The organism is Bacillus mesophilum (assembly GCF_008923265.1).
Lineage (GTDB): Bacteria > Bacillota > Bacilli > Bacillales > Cytobacillaceae > Cytobacillus > Cytobacillus mesophilum.
Genome location: NZ_WBOT01000002.1, coordinates 622,346 through 638,360 on the forward strand (window position 1 = coordinate 622,346; position 16,015 = coordinate 638,360).

A 16,015-nucleotide genomic window follows, 5' to 3' on the forward strand; every position below is an offset into this window, starting at 1 on the left:
TTATGCAGCCACATCACGTTTCTTAAATGTATAGAAAGCAATAAACTGGAATAGCAAGAAATAAATAATAAGCATGATGACCGAGAAGCCCATTGTCATTCCTGGGATGAGGGGAGAACCATCCAAGTATTGCATCAAATCGGTGTTGGCAAAGAGAATGTATTTCGCCCAATCATATCTCATCGCAACCAGGCTTGTCACCGTGCCTCCCATAAACATAAGGAATAGAGAAAGACCGATAGCCAGCGAACTGTTTCTGAATGCCGCTGAAATCATAAAGGCCATCGTCGTCAGCATAAATAAATTAATTGAGTTTAATCCATAGTAGGTCAGTAAATGCACAAACATACTCGTTTCAATTACCTGACCGTCCTGATAGCGCAAATATGGCGACACTTCACCAGGAGTTCCAAAGAGGATACCGCCCAAAATAGCAGAATAACTAAAGAGAAGCGCGAGCAGCATTAAACTGAACAAAACAACTGTTACATATTTTGAAAGCAGGATTTTTTCCCGGCGAATCGGTCTGATTAAAAGCAGTTTGATGGTGCCCCAGTTAAATTCGCTGGCAACAATTCCAGCTGCAATAATAATTGAAAACATCCCAACAAACTCAATGACAAAAGATGCATCCTGAACAAAACTCCAGACAGAATAACTGTCATTAGGTGAAATATTATGCTCCAGTCGATATTGGCCAATGGCAATATCGCTTTCATAACTGTGTCTCATTTCAGGTGTGAAAGTATCACCGTATTCTTCTAATTCTTTCGTCAGCGTTTCGTTCTGCATTTCGATGCCGCGCTGCCAATCGCTATTATCCGGCACGGTTCCGCCGCTTTCCTGATACTTAATAAAAGCAGCCATGACAGTGACAAAAAATAACAAGAGACCAATCATGACATAAGTGCCGGCACGTTTAAAAATTTTCATCCATTCATTTTTCAATAAGTTCAGCATTTTCTACTCCCCCTTTTTTGCTGTAATTTCAAGGAATCGATCTTCTAGTGTCTTATTTACTTCTTTTAGTCCGTATATCTTTATATCGTTTTGAACGAGCATTGATATAATATTAGGTACCTCTTCTTTTAAAATAACAATTGAAATATTTTTATCGGAAAGAGCAATTGAACTTTCTGGATACTGTTGCTTTAATAGCTCAACCGCCGCATTGGCCGGCTCTGCTTCCAGCTCAAACTGTTTCTCACCTGTTTGTATAACATCATGAACAAGCTGTACATCCACAAGTTTTCCCTGTTGAATAATGCCAATGCGGTCACACATCATTTCCATCTCTGAAAGCAAATGACTTGAAACGATAACCGCCATGCCTTTTTCTCTTGCTAATTTCCGAATATGATCCCGGATCTCTCTAATACCCGACGGATCTAATCCATTTGTAGGTTCATCCAGTATTAAAATTTTTGGATCATGCAATAGACATTGCGCTAATCCAAGACGCTGCCTCATTCCAAGTGAATAGGTTTTGACTTTATCATGAATCCGGTCTTTTAAACCGACAAACTCAACTGTTTCCATGATTTTTTCCTTTGTTACTCCTTTTGACATCCGCCCGAAATGCACAAGGTTCTGATAGCCGCTCATAAATTTATACATTTCCGGGTTTTCAACTATGGCTCCCACATGCTGAATAGCTTCTTCAAAATTCGTCTTTACGCTGCTGCCTAGAATTTGAATATCACCTGAAGTGATGCCGATCAAACCAGCAATCATTCGAATCGTTGTTGTTTTTCCTGCTCCATTTGGCCCTAAAAATCCAAATACCTCGCCGCTTTTCACCTCAAAGCTTAAGGAATCAATGATTTTTCTGCCTTTAATTACTTTTGAAACATTTTGAATTTCTACAAAATTTTCCATATCTTCACCTCTTTTATATTTCATTTCTTTTTGCACTGCTCTGAAAAATCACTTTCATCCACTCAATAATAGACAGGCCCTTCTCTTCTCTTAACGCCTCGACTTCTTCGTGTGCAATCAGTTCACCATTCAGTAAAACAAGCACTTCATCCAGCAGGGCTTCAATTTCAGCAATTTCATGAGTTGCAATCAGCAGAGTTTGTTTTTCAAAGTCGATATACGTAAGCAGCCCTTTAACAATTGACTCTCGAACCATTGGGTCTAATCCCGAAAAAGGCTCATCAAGTAGAAGATATTCTGCATCCCTCGCTAAGGCCAAAACCAGCTTTAGCCTGCCGCGGCTTCCTTTTGACAGATGCTTTATTTTTGTATCTTTTTCTAATGACATAAAACTCAATAATTCATATGCCCTTGTTTGATCAAAGTCAGAAAACTGCGTGTCGTAAAATGAGATTAAATCCTTAGGTGTAAAAGAAGGATAGAGTGTATCCAATTCCGTTAAGTAAGCCACTGTTCCAGCCGTTTTTCGATCAGGTTTTTTCCCATTTACTGTGACATTACCTTCGGAGGGATAAGCGAGTCCTGCAATCAACTTTAAAGTCGTTGATTTTCCGCTTCCATTCGGACCAACTAATCCATAGATTTTTCCCTTTTCCAGTGCGAAAGACATGGAATGGATCGCTTTCTTTCTTCCGTACTTCTTGTAAACTTCTGCAAACTCAATCATGAACTCCCCTCCAAGTAATCCTCTACCTTTTGAATCAATTGTTCAGGGGGAACGCCAAGCTCTTTCATACTATTGACAAAGGAATGAATGACTTCATCCTGCATTTCTCTTTTCAGAGCAGCAATAACACCGTGCTCTTCCGTTACAAAAGTTCCCTGACCACGTTTCGTCAACACTATTCCCGTCCTCTCCAATTCACTATAAGTCCTTTGGATTGTATTTGGATTCACTCCTGATTGGATCGCCATTTCCCGAACCGAAGGCAGCTTGCTTCCAGCCTGGAGATCTCCCCGAATAATCTGCTGCTGCACTTTACTGACAATTTGCATATAAATCGGCTTTGAAGCTTGAAACTGATCTCCCATCGTATTCACACCTCAACCTTCTTCTCCAGCATCCAAATGGAAAAAATAACAACTGCCATTAAAAGGATTAGATAGAGTGCAATTTCTGTAAGTGAGATAAAAGGATTCGCTGTAAGCTCGGCTGAAAAAGACTGATTTGAAAGTTCGTAGTTTAATGTTTTTAGGCTGGTCATATCAATGGCGCCAAGTTCCCAAAAGGATTGATATATTGGGAGCTCATTAATCAGGGTTTCAATATAAAATAAGACAGCCCATAAACATATTAAAATCCCCCACCGCAATCCGCTGTTCCAGCCATATAATTTTAGCGAATGATATAAGGTCCAATAAAAAAATGTCCATATTCCTAAATAGAAGGAATAGACAATAATACTTAATGACACACCAGTCAGTATGAACATAGGCAGCTGATCTTTAGCAAAGAAATAATTGCCTATATCACTCTTTGTCGCCCATATCGCAATGATGAAAGCAATAATAATAGAAACCATCATAAACACAAACCCTATTAGAAACTTGGAAAAAAAGAGCTGATAACCGCTGTTCGGATTATGAAGCCATAACTGTGTTTTTGCTTCCACATTCAATGACAGCAGCAGGTAAATCGGCAAATAAAACGCATGTGCACTGAGAATCATGAACACCAGCACTTCAAAAACAATCATGTCATTCACATATTGAGATATGCTATAGCCTGCAGCCGCAACTGCTATGGTCAGCAGGACCCCCCATATAAACCAAATTCTCATTAATTTTGTTTCTTTGATTAAAAGTCCTTTAAAGGCTTTCACAAATATAAATGCCCCCTTTGCTGTATCCGTGTACTAGTCAAATAATACACTAATACATTTTTAAATGTCAATCCATTTTTGTATGTTTTTAACAGCAGTAGGTGAAGGTAATAGTAGGCTGAATGAAAGAAGATGATGATGACCGTGACTGCAAAACAAAAATGGACCCATGAGGACGATGAATTGCTGAGAGAAACTGTGCTCGAATATACCGGGAATGGCGATCCGAAAGCAGCTGCATTTAAAACGGCTGCCGCTAAGCTGAACCGTTCTGCCGCAGCCTGTTCCAATCGCTGGTTTCACTTAAACAAAGAGCAGGCTGTACATAAAAAAAACATTCATTTATCAGAAGTGATTGCATTTTTGGAAGAATTCCCAAGATTGCTAAAGGAAAACGAAGAGTTGAAAAGCATACAAGCTGAGTTGTCAGTGCAAAACGAATCCTTACAGTCACAGCTTGAGGAGAAACGCGACAAATATGAGGCAACCTTGGAGCAGCATGAAGAAATGACGAAACTTTTTGAGGAGGCATCGATGTTGTTTGATGGAGAGATTAAGCGGGTTGTGCATTGAGATTTGAGGGAAATTAGTTGTGAAAACCAGTGCTTGGTGCGGATTCGCGACCGTTTTTTACTTTAAAGAACGTGATTAATGGCTGAATTCTGCTCTTTTGTTAAGCTAACAATTGGGATATCCGCCGTTATTTTTGAAATATCCGCCAAAAACAGCTATTTATCCGCCAATCGACATTTCTAATCTAACCAACCGGCTAACAAGTCAATTAGCCAGATGGCCGCATATCCCCATAAAACGAAAAAAAGCCCATTGCTGGACTTTTACTTCTCATCTTTTACTCTTGAAATTTTAATATCGCTTAATAATTCCCTCACAACATAACTCGCCATGACAAGGCCAGCTACAGAAGGAACAAAAGCATTGGAAGATGGGGGCATTTTGGCTTTGCGGATCACCGCATCATCTTTGCCGACTTCCTTGCGCACATCCTCGCGAATCACAATTGGACTTTCATCGGAAAATACAACCGGAATTCCTTTGCGAATGCCTTCTTTTCTTAAGCGGGTACGGATCACTTTTGCAATTGGATCTGTATGTGTTTTTGAAATATCCGCAATCTGAAAACGGGTTGGATCCATCTTATTCGCAGCACCCATGCTTGAAATAACAGGAATATTGCGGCTTAAGCATTCTTTCATTAAGTGAATTTTATATGAAATCGTATCAGAAGCATCGACAACAAAATCCAAACCATATTCAAAAAATTGCTCATATGTTTCTTCTGTATAAAACATTTTTAGTGCGATGACTTCGCAATCCGGATTAATGTCTTTGATTCTTTCTTTCATTAAATCAGCTTTTGGCTGACCAACAGTAGAAAGTAAAGCAATAATTTGTCTATTCACATTGGTGATATCAACATCATCTTTATCAACAAGTATCAATCTGCCAACACCTGAACGGGCAAGTGCTTCCGCTGCAAACGTACCTACTCCGCCAATTCCCAGTACGGCAACCGTACTATTTTTCATGATGTCTATGCCTTCCTTGCCGATCGCAAGCTCATTTCTTGAAAACTGATGCAACATATTTATTCAACTCCAACCTATTGTAATCATCTTATTTATTATCATTTACCCGATAATGAATATATCATACTTCTTTATAAATACAAGTAGTTCGATAGGAATATATTAGTTACACTCTTTCTTTCCAGGTTAACGGCTTTTAACCTGGAGCTTGCGTCATTGAAACCGACGACAGCAGATTTAAGGTAACAATCGATCATTTCCTTGGTCTTATCGATCATTTCCCCACCACATACGATTATTTCCCTAATTCACTCGATCAATTCTAAGGATTTATCGATCTCTTTCTTACTTTATCTGATCAATTGACCTAACAGCAGAATACAACATAACTAATTTGTTAATAGAATAATTTACCATAATTCATAATTTGTTCAACATTTCACAATCTTATTCCTTCTGACATATGCTATTCTAAATTCAGAAAAAGAAAAGGAGTGATTGATATGATGGTCTATGAGTGGATGCCTTTCGCAACAGATCGTGAGGAGTATACGCAAACGTCGTTTGAAGCACTAATTGGTGATGCATTTGAATCCATGTTTTTTGCGAAGGATGATCCCATTCCAACTTATATTTGGACTGTCAATTATGTCGTCATTGTTAAAAGAAGCTCTAAAATCTTTACGGACATCACTTTCAAAAAAGTGCCCCGCAACCCTGTAAGTGCATAGTTTATTTTTTTATTCTATCATGTGAAATATTTCACAATTCAATTGGAGGGTTTAATCATGGCTATTGATGAAAAACAACTAACTGAAAAAGCTTCAGCTTTAACAGAAGTTGACCAGCTTGCTGCCAATGGACTGCAGGCATTAAAAAATTTCAGCAGTTTTTCTCAGGAAAAAATCGATAGTATTGTCAAAGCAATGGCTCTTGCAGGACTTGATCAGCATATGCCGCTTGCCAAGCTTGCTGTAGAGGAAACCGGCAGAGGTGTCTACGAAGACAAAATCATAAAAAATATGTTTGCAACAGAATACATCTATCACAATATCAAATACGATAAAACCGTTGGCATCATCCATGAAAACAATCATGAAGGCATCTATGAAATTGCTGAACCAATCGGTGTTATTGCTGGAGTGACACCTGTTACGAATCCAACATCAACAACCATGTTTAAAGCTCTAATATCAATAAAAACAAGAAATCCTATTATATTTGCTTTTCATCCTTCCGCACAAAAATGCAGCAGTGAAGCGGCGCGTATTCTGCGGGATGCGGCCATACAGGCCGGTGCTCCAGAACATTGTATTCAATGGATTGAAACACCATCTCTTGCAGCTACACAACAATTAATGACACACCCTGATATATCACTCATTCTTGCAACCGGCGGCTCCGGAATGGTCAAATCTGCATACAGTTCAGGAAAGCCCGCTCTAGGGGTTGGCCCTGGAAACGTTCCTTGCTATATTGAAAAAACAGCCAATGTCAGACGGTCCATCAATGATTTAATTCTCTCCAAAACCTTTGACAACGGGATGATTTGTGCGTCTGAGCAAGCTGTCATCATTGATAAAGAAATCTACAATGAAGTCAGGAATGAAATGATCGAAAATGGCTGTTATTTTGTTAATCCTGATGAGAAGAAGAAGCTTGAGAAACTTGTCATCAATGAACACACATGTGCCATCAATGCAGAAATCGTAGGCATGCCTGCAGCTGCAATCGCTGAAAAAGCCGGTTTCCATGTGCTAGAAGGGACAAAAATTCTTGTAGCCGAGCTGAAAGGGGTTGGCGCAGACTACCCATTATCCCGGGAAAAACTAAGTCCTGTACTTGCCTGCTATAAAGTAAACAGCCTTGAAGAAGGATTGACACGATGTGAGGAAATGCTGGAATTTGGCGGTTTAGGGCATTCAGCTGTTCTTCATTCCAGCAGTGAGCATGTGCAGCGCTTATTTGGAACAAGAATGAAGGCAGGCAGAATTATTTTAAATGCTCCATCCTCTCAAGGAGGCATTGGAGATATCTACAATGCCTACATGCCTTCACTGACGCTTGGATGCGGCACTTACGGCGGAAACTCTGTATCTACGAATGTAGGAGCTGTACATCTTATCAATATTAAAAAAATGGCACAAAGGAATAATAATATGCAGTGGTTTAAAATCCCGCCAAAAGTTTATTTTGAAAAGAATTCAACTCAATATTTAGCAAAAATGCCAAAGATCTCGAAAGCCTTTATTGTGACAGACCCCGGTATGGTGAAGCTCGGTTATGTCGATAAAGTACTTTATTATCTGCGTAAGCGTCCAGACTATGTCCATTGTGAGATTTTTTCTGATGTGGAGCCAGATCCTTCAATTGAAACGGTCATAAAAGGTGCTGAGCAGATGGCACAGTTTAATCCAGATGTGATTATCGCTCTTGGCGGCGGTTCAGCAATGGATGCAGCCAAAGGAATGTGGCTATTTTATGAGCATCCTGATACTGAATTTTTTGGGTTAAAGCAGAAGTTTTTAGATATCCGAAAAAGAATCGTAAAATATAAAAAACTCGGTGAGAGAGCACAATTTGTGGCGATTCCAACAACCTCTGGCACTGGTTCTGAAGTCACTTCCTTCTCTGTTATTACCGATAAAGAAGCAAACATTAAATACCCTTTGGCAGACTATGAGTTAACGCCTGATGTTGCCATCATTGATCCTCAATATGTTATGACCGTTCCGAAGCATATTACGGCAGATACAGGCATGGACGTTTTAACACATGCCATTGAGGCTTATGTTTCCGTCATGGCAAATGATTACACAGACGGTCTAGCCATGAAAGCCATTCAGCTTGTCTTTGATTATTTGCCTAAAGCTTATCGTAATGGAGCAGATGAATTGGCAAGGGAAAAAATGCATAACGCCTCCACCATCGCCGGAATGGCATTTGCTAACGCCTTTTTAGGAATCAATCATAGCCTTGCCCATAAGCTTGGCGCGGAATTTCATATTGCACATGGCCGTGCCAATGCAATCCTAATGCCGCATGTGATTCGCTATAATGCAGTCAAACCAAAAAAATTCACCGCATTTCCTAAATATGAACGCTTTGTTGCAAACGAACGTTATGCTGAAATTGCTAGATCACTAGGATTGCCTGCCCGGACAACAGAAGAAGGCGTAAATTCGCTGATTCAAGCTGTCTGTGACTTGGCAAAAGAACTGGAAATACCAATGACCCTTCAAGGAAACGGCGTAAATAAAGAAATATTTGAAAGCAGAGTTGATTTCTTAGCAGAACGTGCATTTGAAGATCAGTGCACAACCGCTAATCCAAAACTACCACTGATCACGGAGCTCGCTGAGATTTATCGCCAGGCTTGGTAATCAAATTAGACGTGAAACCGGAGAAAATCTCCGGTTTTTTTGTCTTTGTGTATGAATTTTGCTTTATATTGAGCCTGGAATGCTTGTTTCTCATGAGAATGAGCCAGGCAGGTTTGGGTTTGCTATCAAATTTTCTGGGTTTCCTATCAAAGTTGGGGTTTATTCTATCAAAACTCCTCGGTTTCCTATCAAAGTTTGGGTTTATCCTATCAAAATACCTCGGTTTCCTATCAAAGTTTGGGTTTATCCTATCAAAATTCCTGACTTTCCTATCAAATTTTCCGAGTTTCCTATCAAACCCGCTAAATCGCCACTATTTAACAGGTACACAAATTTCACAAAGATGCCTCTCTATCTTTTCTTCGGAATATCGCTCCAATGCCGGCCGATCCATGTCCACAAGTATTCCATCTCTTTTCAAATCCAAAAATATCATGCCCCAGGCTGTCCCAATCGCTTCAGCTGTATGCTCAATTTCGTAAATAGCATATCTTCCTGGTAAAAGAACCCCTTCACTAACTTGATCATCTAAAAGCACTCCCTCAGGAATCACAATTCCCGCATCATATCTGCAGTGTTCTGACCGTGTCGTTTCCGGATCGTCATGGGATAGCCCCACAATCACCCCTACTCCCTGCATCAGCCCGTTTTCCCTTCCCCACTCTTTTATTCTCCTCATCGCTTCAATATTCCCCATCCCATAAGGTCCAACATGCCGAACATACGCAATACGTGCTGCGGGCAATTTTCAATTTTTCTTTTCATCCTTATTACCTCCATTTTGTTTGTACGTCCAAAATGAATGTAACAGTCATTAAAATGAATTTCACCATTAATTTTAAAATTTTTTCCAATTATTTTAAAACAACAGCAAAAAAAACCCCGCGCAATTAGCGCAGGGTTTCATTCAATCACAAGTATGTAGTTAAAGAGTCCCAATCATGCCGTCGCCTCATGTGCCTTCGTTTTGAACCCGCACTCAGCAGGTGGGTGTCCTGTTCCTGCATTTGCAAGTCCTCTAACATGGAGGCATTTACGCGGCTTGGAAACTCTGGACTCCCGAAGGAATAATGTTCGGTCAAAATTTCAGGTATAACAACGAACACATCAGGACTCTTTATGAATTGAACTCATTATATCATGAAATGAAAGCTCTTACAACGAGTAAGGAATAGGCAATTATTCACTTTTTTTCAGATTTAAAGCTAAGTGTAAGTCATTTAACTGCGTCTCACTAACCTCACCAGGTGCATTTGTCAGCACGCAGCTTGCACTTGCTGTTTTAGGGAATGCAATGGTATCACGCAGATTGGTTCTGCCTGCAAGCAGCATTACAAGACGGTCAAGACCGAGTGCAATTCCGCCATGCGGAGGTGTTCCATATTCGAATGCTTCTAGAAGGAAGCCGAATTGCTCTCTCGCTTCTTCTTTTGAGAAGCCAAGCACTTCAAACATTTTTTCTTGCACTTCACGTTCGAAAATACGAAGTGATCCGCCGCCAAGCTCATAGCCGTTTAAGACTAAGTCATATGCTTGTGCCTTCACCTGTTCAGGATTGCTGTCCAATAAATGCAGGTCTTCGCGTGCCGGCATTGTGAATGGGTGGTGTGCTGCATAATAGCGGCCTTCATCTTCTGCATACTCAAGCAATGGCCAATCTGTTACCCATAAGAAATTGAATTTGCTTTGATCAATCAGATTCTGTTCTTTACCGATTTTTAATCGAAGTGCACCTAATGCATCTGCAACCACATTCTTTTTATCAGCCACAAATAACAGCAAATCTCCTGTTTCAACTGAAAGTGCCGAGTTTAGTTCGCTTTCTTCTTCCGGGCTGACAAACTTAGCAATTGGCCCTTTTAAGCCTTCTTCTTCCGCTTTCAGCCATGCAAGGCCTTTTGCGCCATATCTGGCAACGAATTCTGTTAGAGCATCGATATCTTTACGAGAGTAAGCTGATGCACCATTTTTCACATTAATGGCTTTCACTTGCCCGCCTGATGAAACAGCTCCTGCAAATACTTTAAAACCAGATTCCTTTACAATAGCAGACACGTCTGTTAATTCCATTGCAAAGCGTGTGTCCGGCTTATCTGAGCCAAAACGGTCCATCGCCTCTTGGTACGGCATCCGGTTAAACGGCGTTTCAATCTGAATGCCTTTAACGTCCTTCATGATTTTTGTCATCATTGATTCCATCATCGCAATAATATCATCCTGGCTCATGAAGCTTGTTTCAATATCAAGCTGTGTAAATTCAGGCTGACGGTCTGCACGCAAGTCTTCATCACGGAAACAGCGGGCGATTTGATAATATTTTTCAAGTCCGCCAACCATTAATAACTGCTTGAAAATCTGCGGTGATTGCGGCAGTGCATAGAATTCGCCTGGATGTACACGGCTAGGCACTAAATAGTCACGAGCCCCTTCAGGTGTGCTTTTCGTTAAAATTGGTGTTTCTACATCAATGAATCCTTCTTCATCAAGAAAATTCCGCATTGTTTTTGTAACTTGATGACGCATTTTTAATGTTTCAAAAATAGCTGGTCTGCGCATATCTAAATAACGGTATTTCAGACGGACATCCTCAGACACATCTGTTTGATCTTCAATTACAAACGGAGGTGTTTTCGCTTCATTAATGATGTTCACAGTTGCAACTGAGATTTCAATTTCACCTGTTTTTAAATTAGCATTCACTGTGCCTTCCTGACGGGCAACAACCGTTCCTGTCACATCAAGCACATACTCATTTCTGATTTTTTCTGCTGTCTCCAAAGCTTCTTTAGAAACTTCCGGGTTAAACACGATTTGCACAATCCCCGTACGGTCACGAAGGTCGATAAAAATTAGCCCTCCAAGATCGCGTCGCTTTTGCACCCATCCTTTTAATGTAACAGTTTCGCCAATATGGCTGCTGTTGATATGACCACATTCATAAGTTCTGCCAAACATCTCTATTCCTCCTATTTGCCGCTTAGTTCTATAAATTTCTCGATAAATGAATCGAGATTGATTTCTGTTTGCTCACCAGTATCCATGGATTTTAAATTGATTTTATTCTCTTTGAGCTCATCTTCTCCAAGAACAGCAACATATTTCGCATTTACACGGTCTGCTGCTTTGAATTGCGCTTTAATTTTACGATCTAAATAATCTCGATCAGCCGAAAATCCAGCATTTCTAAGCTTCTGCAGCAGACCAACTGTGTAATCCTTTGCTTCGTCTCCCAAAGCTACAAGATAACAATCTATGCTGTTCTTTAAATCAAGCTCTACCTTTTCAGCTGAAAGGGCAGCAATGAGTCTTTCAATACTGAATGCAAAACCAATACCAGGGGCTTCCGGTCCGCCGATGTCTTCTGTTAAGCCATTGTATCGGCCGCCGCCGCAAAGTGTTGTGATAGCGCCAAAGCCTTCTGCATCACTCATAATCTCAAATGCTGTGTGTGTGTAATAGTCTAATCCGCGCACTAGATTTGGATCCACCACAAACTCTATGTCAAGATCCTGTAAATATCTCTGCACTTTTTCAAAATAAGTTTTTGAATCTTCATTTAAATAATCTAAAATCGATGGAGCTGACTTCATCAGTTCATGCTCACGATCTTTTTTACAGTCAAGAATCCTCATTGGGTTTTTCTCTAATCTGTTCTGACAGTCGCTGCAGAATTCTCCGATCCGCGGTTTGAAATGTGCAATCAATGCATCGCGGTGCGCGCCTCTGCTTTCTTTATCGCCCAGGCTGTTAATGACAAGCTTTAATTTTTTCAAGCCCATCTCTTTGTAAAAAGTCATTGCAAGTGCAATCACTTCTGCATCTATTGCCGGATCGGAACTGCCGATTGCTTCAACACCAAATTGCACAAATTGGCGGAATCTACCTGCCTGAGGGCGTTCATAGCGGAACATGGGTCCCATATAATACAGTTTGATCGGCTGATTCGCGTAGCCAAACATCTTATTTTCAACATAAGACCGCACTACAGCAGCTGTTCCCTCTGGACGAAGTGTTAAGCTGCGCTCACCGCGGTCCTCAAAGGTATACATCTCCTTTTGCACAACATCCGTTGTATCGCCTACTCCGCGCAAAAATAGCTCTGTGTGTTCAAAAATGGGCGTTCTGATTTCCTGATATTGAAATCTATCACAAATTTCTTTCGCCTTCTCTTCAATAAGCTGCCATTTCTCAACTTCTCCAGGTAAAATATCCTGCGTTCCTCTTGGTATGTGAATTGCCATAACGAATCCTCCTAAAACAATTAATTACTATATATGTATAAAAATAGTCTGAACACAAAAAACTCCCGTCCCTTGTATTCATTACAAATACAAGGGACGAGAGTTATATTCCCGTGGTGCCACCCTAATTGAAGACAGTTTACCTGCTTCCACTTTTACAGTTAACGCCTGTGTACGTTCATTTCCTACTAGGCCAGATTGGCATTTCAGAACGAAGCCTACGAAGTGTTCTTTCATTAAATCAGTTTGGAGAAATGCTTTCAGCCTAAGGCATTTCCTCTCTTTCCAATTAGGATTTAACTACTCTTCTCCATCATCGGTTATATGAAAAGCGTAAGCGCCTTTCCTTGTGCTTATATTATTTACTTAATATTAAGGAGCAAAGCACATAATGTCAAGAGCGAATATTACGAGCGCCCCATTTTCTTTTTTAATGTTTTCACATCTTTTAATGTCAGGCCAAACTCAGAAGCAAGCTCCACCATGTTTGATCGCTGCTCTGATTGGATAAAATCATGAAAATCGACACCAAATAGTTTATTGTTAGCTGATTGAACAGACATTCCTTTATCGCCAAATCTCATGATAGAAATCATCCTTTACATTTTTTGTATTTCTTTAGTATTCCCTGCTAACTAAAAATTATTGTCCTGCTGTCTATTTTCACGAAAATTTTCTTAGAGGAAATGGCAACTAAATAACGAATTAGTATAATAGGCTGGTACTAATTACTAAAGCTGATTGATCTTTCCTAAGATTGCTTAAGCATGCTGAAAACAACCTGAAGAAAATGTTATACTGTGTGAGGCTGGCATTTGGCATTTTTTTCTGTGAGAGGAGGATTTTTTTGTTAAAAAGAAAGGCTTCAACCGTATTTTTTTGCTTTATTTTACTCTTAGCTGCTTTTACTCCTGCTGTAAGCGCTGAAACAGGCGGGGCGGCTATAAAAATTGCGGTTGATGAATTGAATGTAAGATCTGGTCCTGGATTAAGCTACCCTATTTTAGGAAAAGCGAGCCGGAACGAGGAATATCAGCTGCTTGGACAAGAAAATGAATGGCAGCAAATAAGCTATAAGGGTGAGCAAGGCTGGGTCGCTGACTGGCTTACGACTGCAGCAAATGATGATTCATCATCTGTTAATACTTCCATGAGCGGACAAGCGACTATCTCTGAAGATGGACTGCGGGTAAGAAGCGGCCCTGGGACAGACAACTCTGTAATCGGAACGGTACATAGAGGTGAAACCTATAGCATTAAACAAAGAAACGGAGAATGGACACAGCTTGAAACACCCTATGGTCTAGGCTGGGTATTTAATGATTATCTGCAAATGGATTCAAGTGATCATGAAGAACCATCTGCAGCTGAAAAAACTGGCACTATTACAGGGAATTCGGTGAATATACGTTCAGACTCAACAACTGGCGGGGACATTCTCGGCAAGCTGGAGCAAGGTTCGACTGTGAAAATTTTATCAGAAAAGAACGGCTGGGTTGAAATTTCATTTTCTGGCCAATCGGCATGGGTCAGCAGTGACTATGTCGAGGATCAAACAGCTTTCTCATCACCCAGCACAGACGAGAGTGAGCTGACATCCGGGAATACAGCACTTATTAAAGCAGATTCGTTAACGGTAAGAAACACACCTACCTTAAATGGAGACAGAATTGGGACAGTCACTAAAGGTGAGTCATTTACGATGCTTGAAGAAAGCAATGATTGGGTTAAAATTGAATACGATAGAGGAGCCTTCGGGTGGGTTGCAGGCTGGTTTTTAGAAAGACAACATGCCAGCAGCACACAGACTGCAGAGAAACCTTTAAGCGGCAGTACAGTGACCATTACACATGATGGAACGAATATCCGTGCATCCTCTTCAACCAATTCAGCTGTTGTCGAGAGAGCCGATGCCGGCCAGGTTTTTGAGGCGATACGCTTAGAAAGTGATTGGGTTGAGATTAAACTCACGGATGGCAGCACAGGTTTTGTTGCAGGCTGGATTGTGAGTATGAATGGGCAAGCAGCACAGATTGAAAAGCGCGGATCAGGAAACTCAGTGAAGAATAAAACGATTGTGATCGATCCCGGACATGGCGGAAGAGATAATGGCACGACAGGAACAAGAGGAACATTAGAGAAAAAGCTGAATCTGCAGACTGCCGAGCTATTAGCTGCCAAGCTGAAATCTGCTGGTGCAAACGTCATCCTTACAAGAAACAGTGATACATATATTCCGCTTGAATCAAGGGTAAGGAGTTCCTCCGTGAATGGAGCAGATGCTTTTATCAGCATTCATTATGATAGCATTAACGACCGGAGTGTGCGCGGGATGACAACCTATTATTATTATGGCTTTCAGGAACAGCTTGCAAGTGATGTTCATGCCGCAACCGCTGCGAAAACTCGTATAAAAGACCGTGGTCATCGTCAAGGTGATTATTATGTGCTCAGAGAAAATACCCAAAAGGCCATCTTAATTGAACTAGGCTACTTAAGCAATCCAGCGGAAGAAATGGCTGTCAGCTCCCCGCAATATCAAGAAGCTGCAGCTGCAGGAATGTATGAAGGACTAGTGCGGTATTTTAAGTAAAATATAAAAAAACAGCTCCCTCGAGCTGTTTTTTTATTTGCTTTCAATAATTAGCGTTACAGGACCGTCGTTTGTCAGGCTTACATCCATCATGGCACCAAAGGTACCTGTTTCAACCTTTAAGCCTTTTTCACGCAAATAAGAATTAAAGGTATTATATAGGACAATTGCCTGATCTGGCTTAGCCGCATTCATAAAGTTAGGTCTGCGTCCTTTTCGGCAATCTCCATATAAAGTAAACTGAGAAACAGACAAAACTTCTCCGCCAGCGTCTATGATCGATAAATTCATTTTTCCATCTTGATCATCAAAGACTCTTAAGTTTGCTATTTTATCTGCAAGAAAAGCTGCATCCTCTTCCGTATCCTCATGTGTGACACCAACCAAAAGGACAAACCCTTTTTCAATCCTGCCTACAACCTCTTCTTCAACTGTAACCGAAGCCTGCTTGCTTCGCTGTACTACAACTTTCATAACAATACTCTCCCAG

General features: G+C 40.6%; 15 protein-coding genes, 1 other RNA gene and 1 other annotated feature. Of the genes, 4 read left to right on the forward strand and 12 right to left on the reverse strand.

What is annotated here, in order from left to right:
* The 5 genes from F7732_RS08065 to F7732_RS08085 are packed head-to-tail and all read right to left on the reverse strand — an operon-like array spanning window position 1 to window position 3,761.
* Window positions 1-960, reverse strand: coding sequence for an ABC transporter permease (locus tag F7732_RS08065; RefSeq protein WP_151573381.1), 960 nt, complete (start codon window positions 958-960; stop codon window positions 1-3).
* A gap of 3 nt (window positions 961-963) precedes the next feature.
* Window positions 964-1,878, reverse strand: a complete 915-nt coding sequence (locus F7732_RS08070; RefSeq protein WP_151573382.1) for an ABC transporter ATP-binding protein — start codon at window positions 1,876-1,878, stop codon at window positions 964-966.
* A 13-nt stretch (window positions 1,879-1,891) separates the two neighbouring features.
* Window positions 1,892-2,605: an ABC transporter ATP-binding protein gene (locus F7732_RS08075; RefSeq protein ID WP_151573383.1), complete on the reverse strand. Its 714-nt coding sequence runs from the start codon at window positions 2,603-2,605 to the stop codon at window positions 1,892-1,894.
* Window positions 2,602-2,970, reverse strand: a complete 369-nt coding sequence (locus F7732_RS08080; protein WP_066443213.1) for a GntR family transcriptional regulator — start codon at window positions 2,968-2,970, stop codon at window positions 2,602-2,604. The genes F7732_RS08075 and F7732_RS08080 overlap by 4 nt, the downstream gene beginning before the upstream one ends.
* A 5-nt stretch (window positions 2,971-2,975) precedes the next feature.
* Window positions 2,976-3,761, reverse strand: coding sequence for a hypothetical protein (locus F7732_RS08085; RefSeq protein ID WP_151573384.1), 786 nt, complete (start codon window positions 3,759-3,761; stop codon window positions 2,976-2,978).
* A gap of 132 nt (window positions 3,762-3,893) precedes the next feature.
* Here F7732_RS08085 and F7732_RS08090 point away from each other — a divergent pair, with 132 nt between their 5' ends.
* On the forward strand, window positions 3,894-4,334 hold the full coding sequence (locus F7732_RS08090) for a hypothetical protein (protein WP_151573385.1): 441 nt from the start codon (window positions 3,894-3,896) through the stop codon (window positions 4,332-4,334).
* 263 nt (window positions 4,335-4,597) lie between these two features.
* Here F7732_RS08090 and F7732_RS08095 read toward each other — a convergent pair whose 3' ends face one another.
* Window positions 4,598-5,365, reverse strand: a complete 768-nt coding sequence (locus F7732_RS08095; RefSeq protein ID WP_151573386.1) for a tRNA threonylcarbamoyladenosine dehydratase — start codon at window positions 5,363-5,365, stop codon at window positions 4,598-4,600.
* A 446-nt stretch (window positions 5,366-5,811) separates the two neighbouring features.
* Here F7732_RS08095 and F7732_RS08100 point away from each other — a divergent pair, with 446 nt between their 5' ends.
* Window positions 5,812-6,039 carry a hypothetical protein gene (locus tag F7732_RS08100; RefSeq protein WP_151573387.1) on the forward strand — a complete coding sequence of 76 codons (228 nt, stop codon included), beginning with the start codon at window positions 5,812-5,814 and terminating at the stop codon, window positions 6,037-6,039.
* A 57-nt stretch (window positions 6,040-6,096) separates the two neighbouring features.
* Entirely contained in the window at window positions 6,097-8,691 is a 2,595-nt protein-coding gene (adhE, locus tag F7732_RS08105; RefSeq protein WP_151573388.1) for a bifunctional acetaldehyde-CoA/alcohol dehydrogenase, read from the forward strand.
* Window positions 8,692-9,004: 313 nt separating this feature from the next.
* Here the strand turns inward: adhE and F7732_RS08110 are convergent, their stop codons facing one another.
* From F7732_RS08110 to F7732_RS22835, 5 genes are all read right to left on the reverse strand, one after another.
* Entirely contained in the window at window positions 9,005-9,436 is a 432-nt protein-coding gene (locus tag F7732_RS08110) for an AraC family transcriptional regulator (RefSeq protein ID WP_151573389.1), read from the reverse strand.
* Between the two features lie 183 nt (window positions 9,437-9,619).
* A non-coding RNA gene (gene ssrS / locus F7732_RS08115) (6S RNA) lies at window positions 9,620-9,808 on the reverse strand.
* 62 nt (window positions 9,809-9,870) lie between these two features.
* Window positions 9,871-11,646, reverse strand: coding sequence for an aspartate--tRNA ligase (gene aspS, locus F7732_RS08120; RefSeq protein WP_151573390.1), 1,776 nt, complete (start codon window positions 11,644-11,646; stop codon window positions 9,871-9,873).
* 11 nt (window positions 11,647-11,657) lie between these two features.
* Complete coding sequence (gene hisS / locus F7732_RS08125) at window positions 11,658-12,932, reverse strand: histidine--tRNA ligase (RefSeq protein ID WP_151573391.1); 1,275 nt, start codon at window positions 12,930-12,932, stop codon at window positions 11,658-11,660.
* A gap of 89 nt (window positions 12,933-13,021) precedes the next feature.
* Window positions 13,022-13,258, reverse strand: a binding site (T-box leader).
* An 81-nt stretch (window positions 13,259-13,339) separates the two neighbouring features.
* Window positions 13,340-13,516: a hypothetical protein gene (locus F7732_RS22835; protein ID WP_192913005.1), complete on the reverse strand. Its 177-nt coding sequence runs from the start codon at window positions 13,514-13,516 to the stop codon at window positions 13,340-13,342.
* Between the two features lie 263 nt (window positions 13,517-13,779).
* Between F7732_RS22835 and F7732_RS08130 the strand changes: the two genes are divergently transcribed.
* Window positions 13,780-15,525: an N-acetylmuramoyl-L-alanine amidase family protein gene (locus tag F7732_RS08130; RefSeq protein ID WP_161598848.1), complete on the forward strand. Its 1,746-nt coding sequence runs from the start codon at window positions 13,780-13,782 to the stop codon at window positions 15,523-15,525.
* Between the two features lie 33 nt (window positions 15,526-15,558).
* Here the strand turns inward: F7732_RS08130 and dtd are convergent, their stop codons facing one another.
* Window positions 15,559-15,999, reverse strand: coding sequence for a D-aminoacyl-tRNA deacylase (gene dtd / locus F7732_RS08135; RefSeq protein WP_151573393.1), 441 nt, complete (start codon window positions 15,997-15,999; stop codon window positions 15,559-15,561).
* Window positions 16,000-16,015: the final 16 nt, after the last annotated feature.

Excerpts from the sequence above, each read along its gene's own strand:
- dtd (WP_151573393.1), bottom strand. The coding sequence starts at position 15,999 with ATGAAAGTTGTAGTACAGCGAAGCAAGCAGGCTTCGGTTACAGTTGAA.
- hisS (WP_151573391.1), bottom strand. The coding sequence starts at position 12,932 with ATGGCAATTCACATACCAAGAGGAACGCAGGATATTTTACCTGGAGAA.
- aspS (WP_151573390.1), bottom strand. The coding sequence starts at position 11,646 with ATGTTTGGCAGAACTTATGAATGTGGTCATATCAACAGCAGCCATATT.
- F7732_RS08095 (WP_151573386.1), bottom strand. The coding sequence starts at position 5,365 with ATGTTGCATCAGTTTTCAAGAAATGAGCTTGCGATCGGCAAGGAAGGC.
- F7732_RS22835 (WP_192913005.1), bottom strand. The coding sequence starts at position 13,516 with ATGAGATTTGGCGATAAAGGAATGTCTGTTCAATCAGCTAACAATAAA.
- F7732_RS08090 (WP_151573385.1), top strand. The coding sequence starts at position 3,894 with ATGATGATGACCGTGACTGCAAAACAAAAATGGACCCATGAGGACGAT.
- F7732_RS08070 (WP_151573382.1), bottom strand. The coding sequence starts at position 1,878 with ATGGAAAATTTTGTAGAAATTCAAAATGTTTCAAAAGTAATTAAAGGC.
- F7732_RS08100 (WP_151573387.1), top strand. The coding sequence starts at position 5,812 with ATGATGGTCTATGAGTGGATGCCTTTCGCAACAGATCGTGAGGAGTAT.
- F7732_RS08065 (WP_151573381.1), bottom strand. The coding sequence starts at position 960 with ATGCTGAACTTATTGAAAAATGAATGGATGAAAATTTTTAAACGTGCC.
- F7732_RS08080 (WP_066443213.1), bottom strand. The coding sequence starts at position 2,970 with ATGGGAGATCAGTTTCAAGCTTCAAAGCCGATTTATATGCAAATTGTC.
- adhE (WP_151573388.1), top strand. The coding sequence starts at position 6,097 with ATGGCTATTGATGAAAAACAACTAACTGAAAAAGCTTCAGCTTTAACA.
- F7732_RS08075 (WP_151573383.1), bottom strand. The coding sequence starts at position 2,605 with ATGATTGAGTTTGCAGAAGTTTACAAGAAGTACGGAAGAAAGAAAGCG.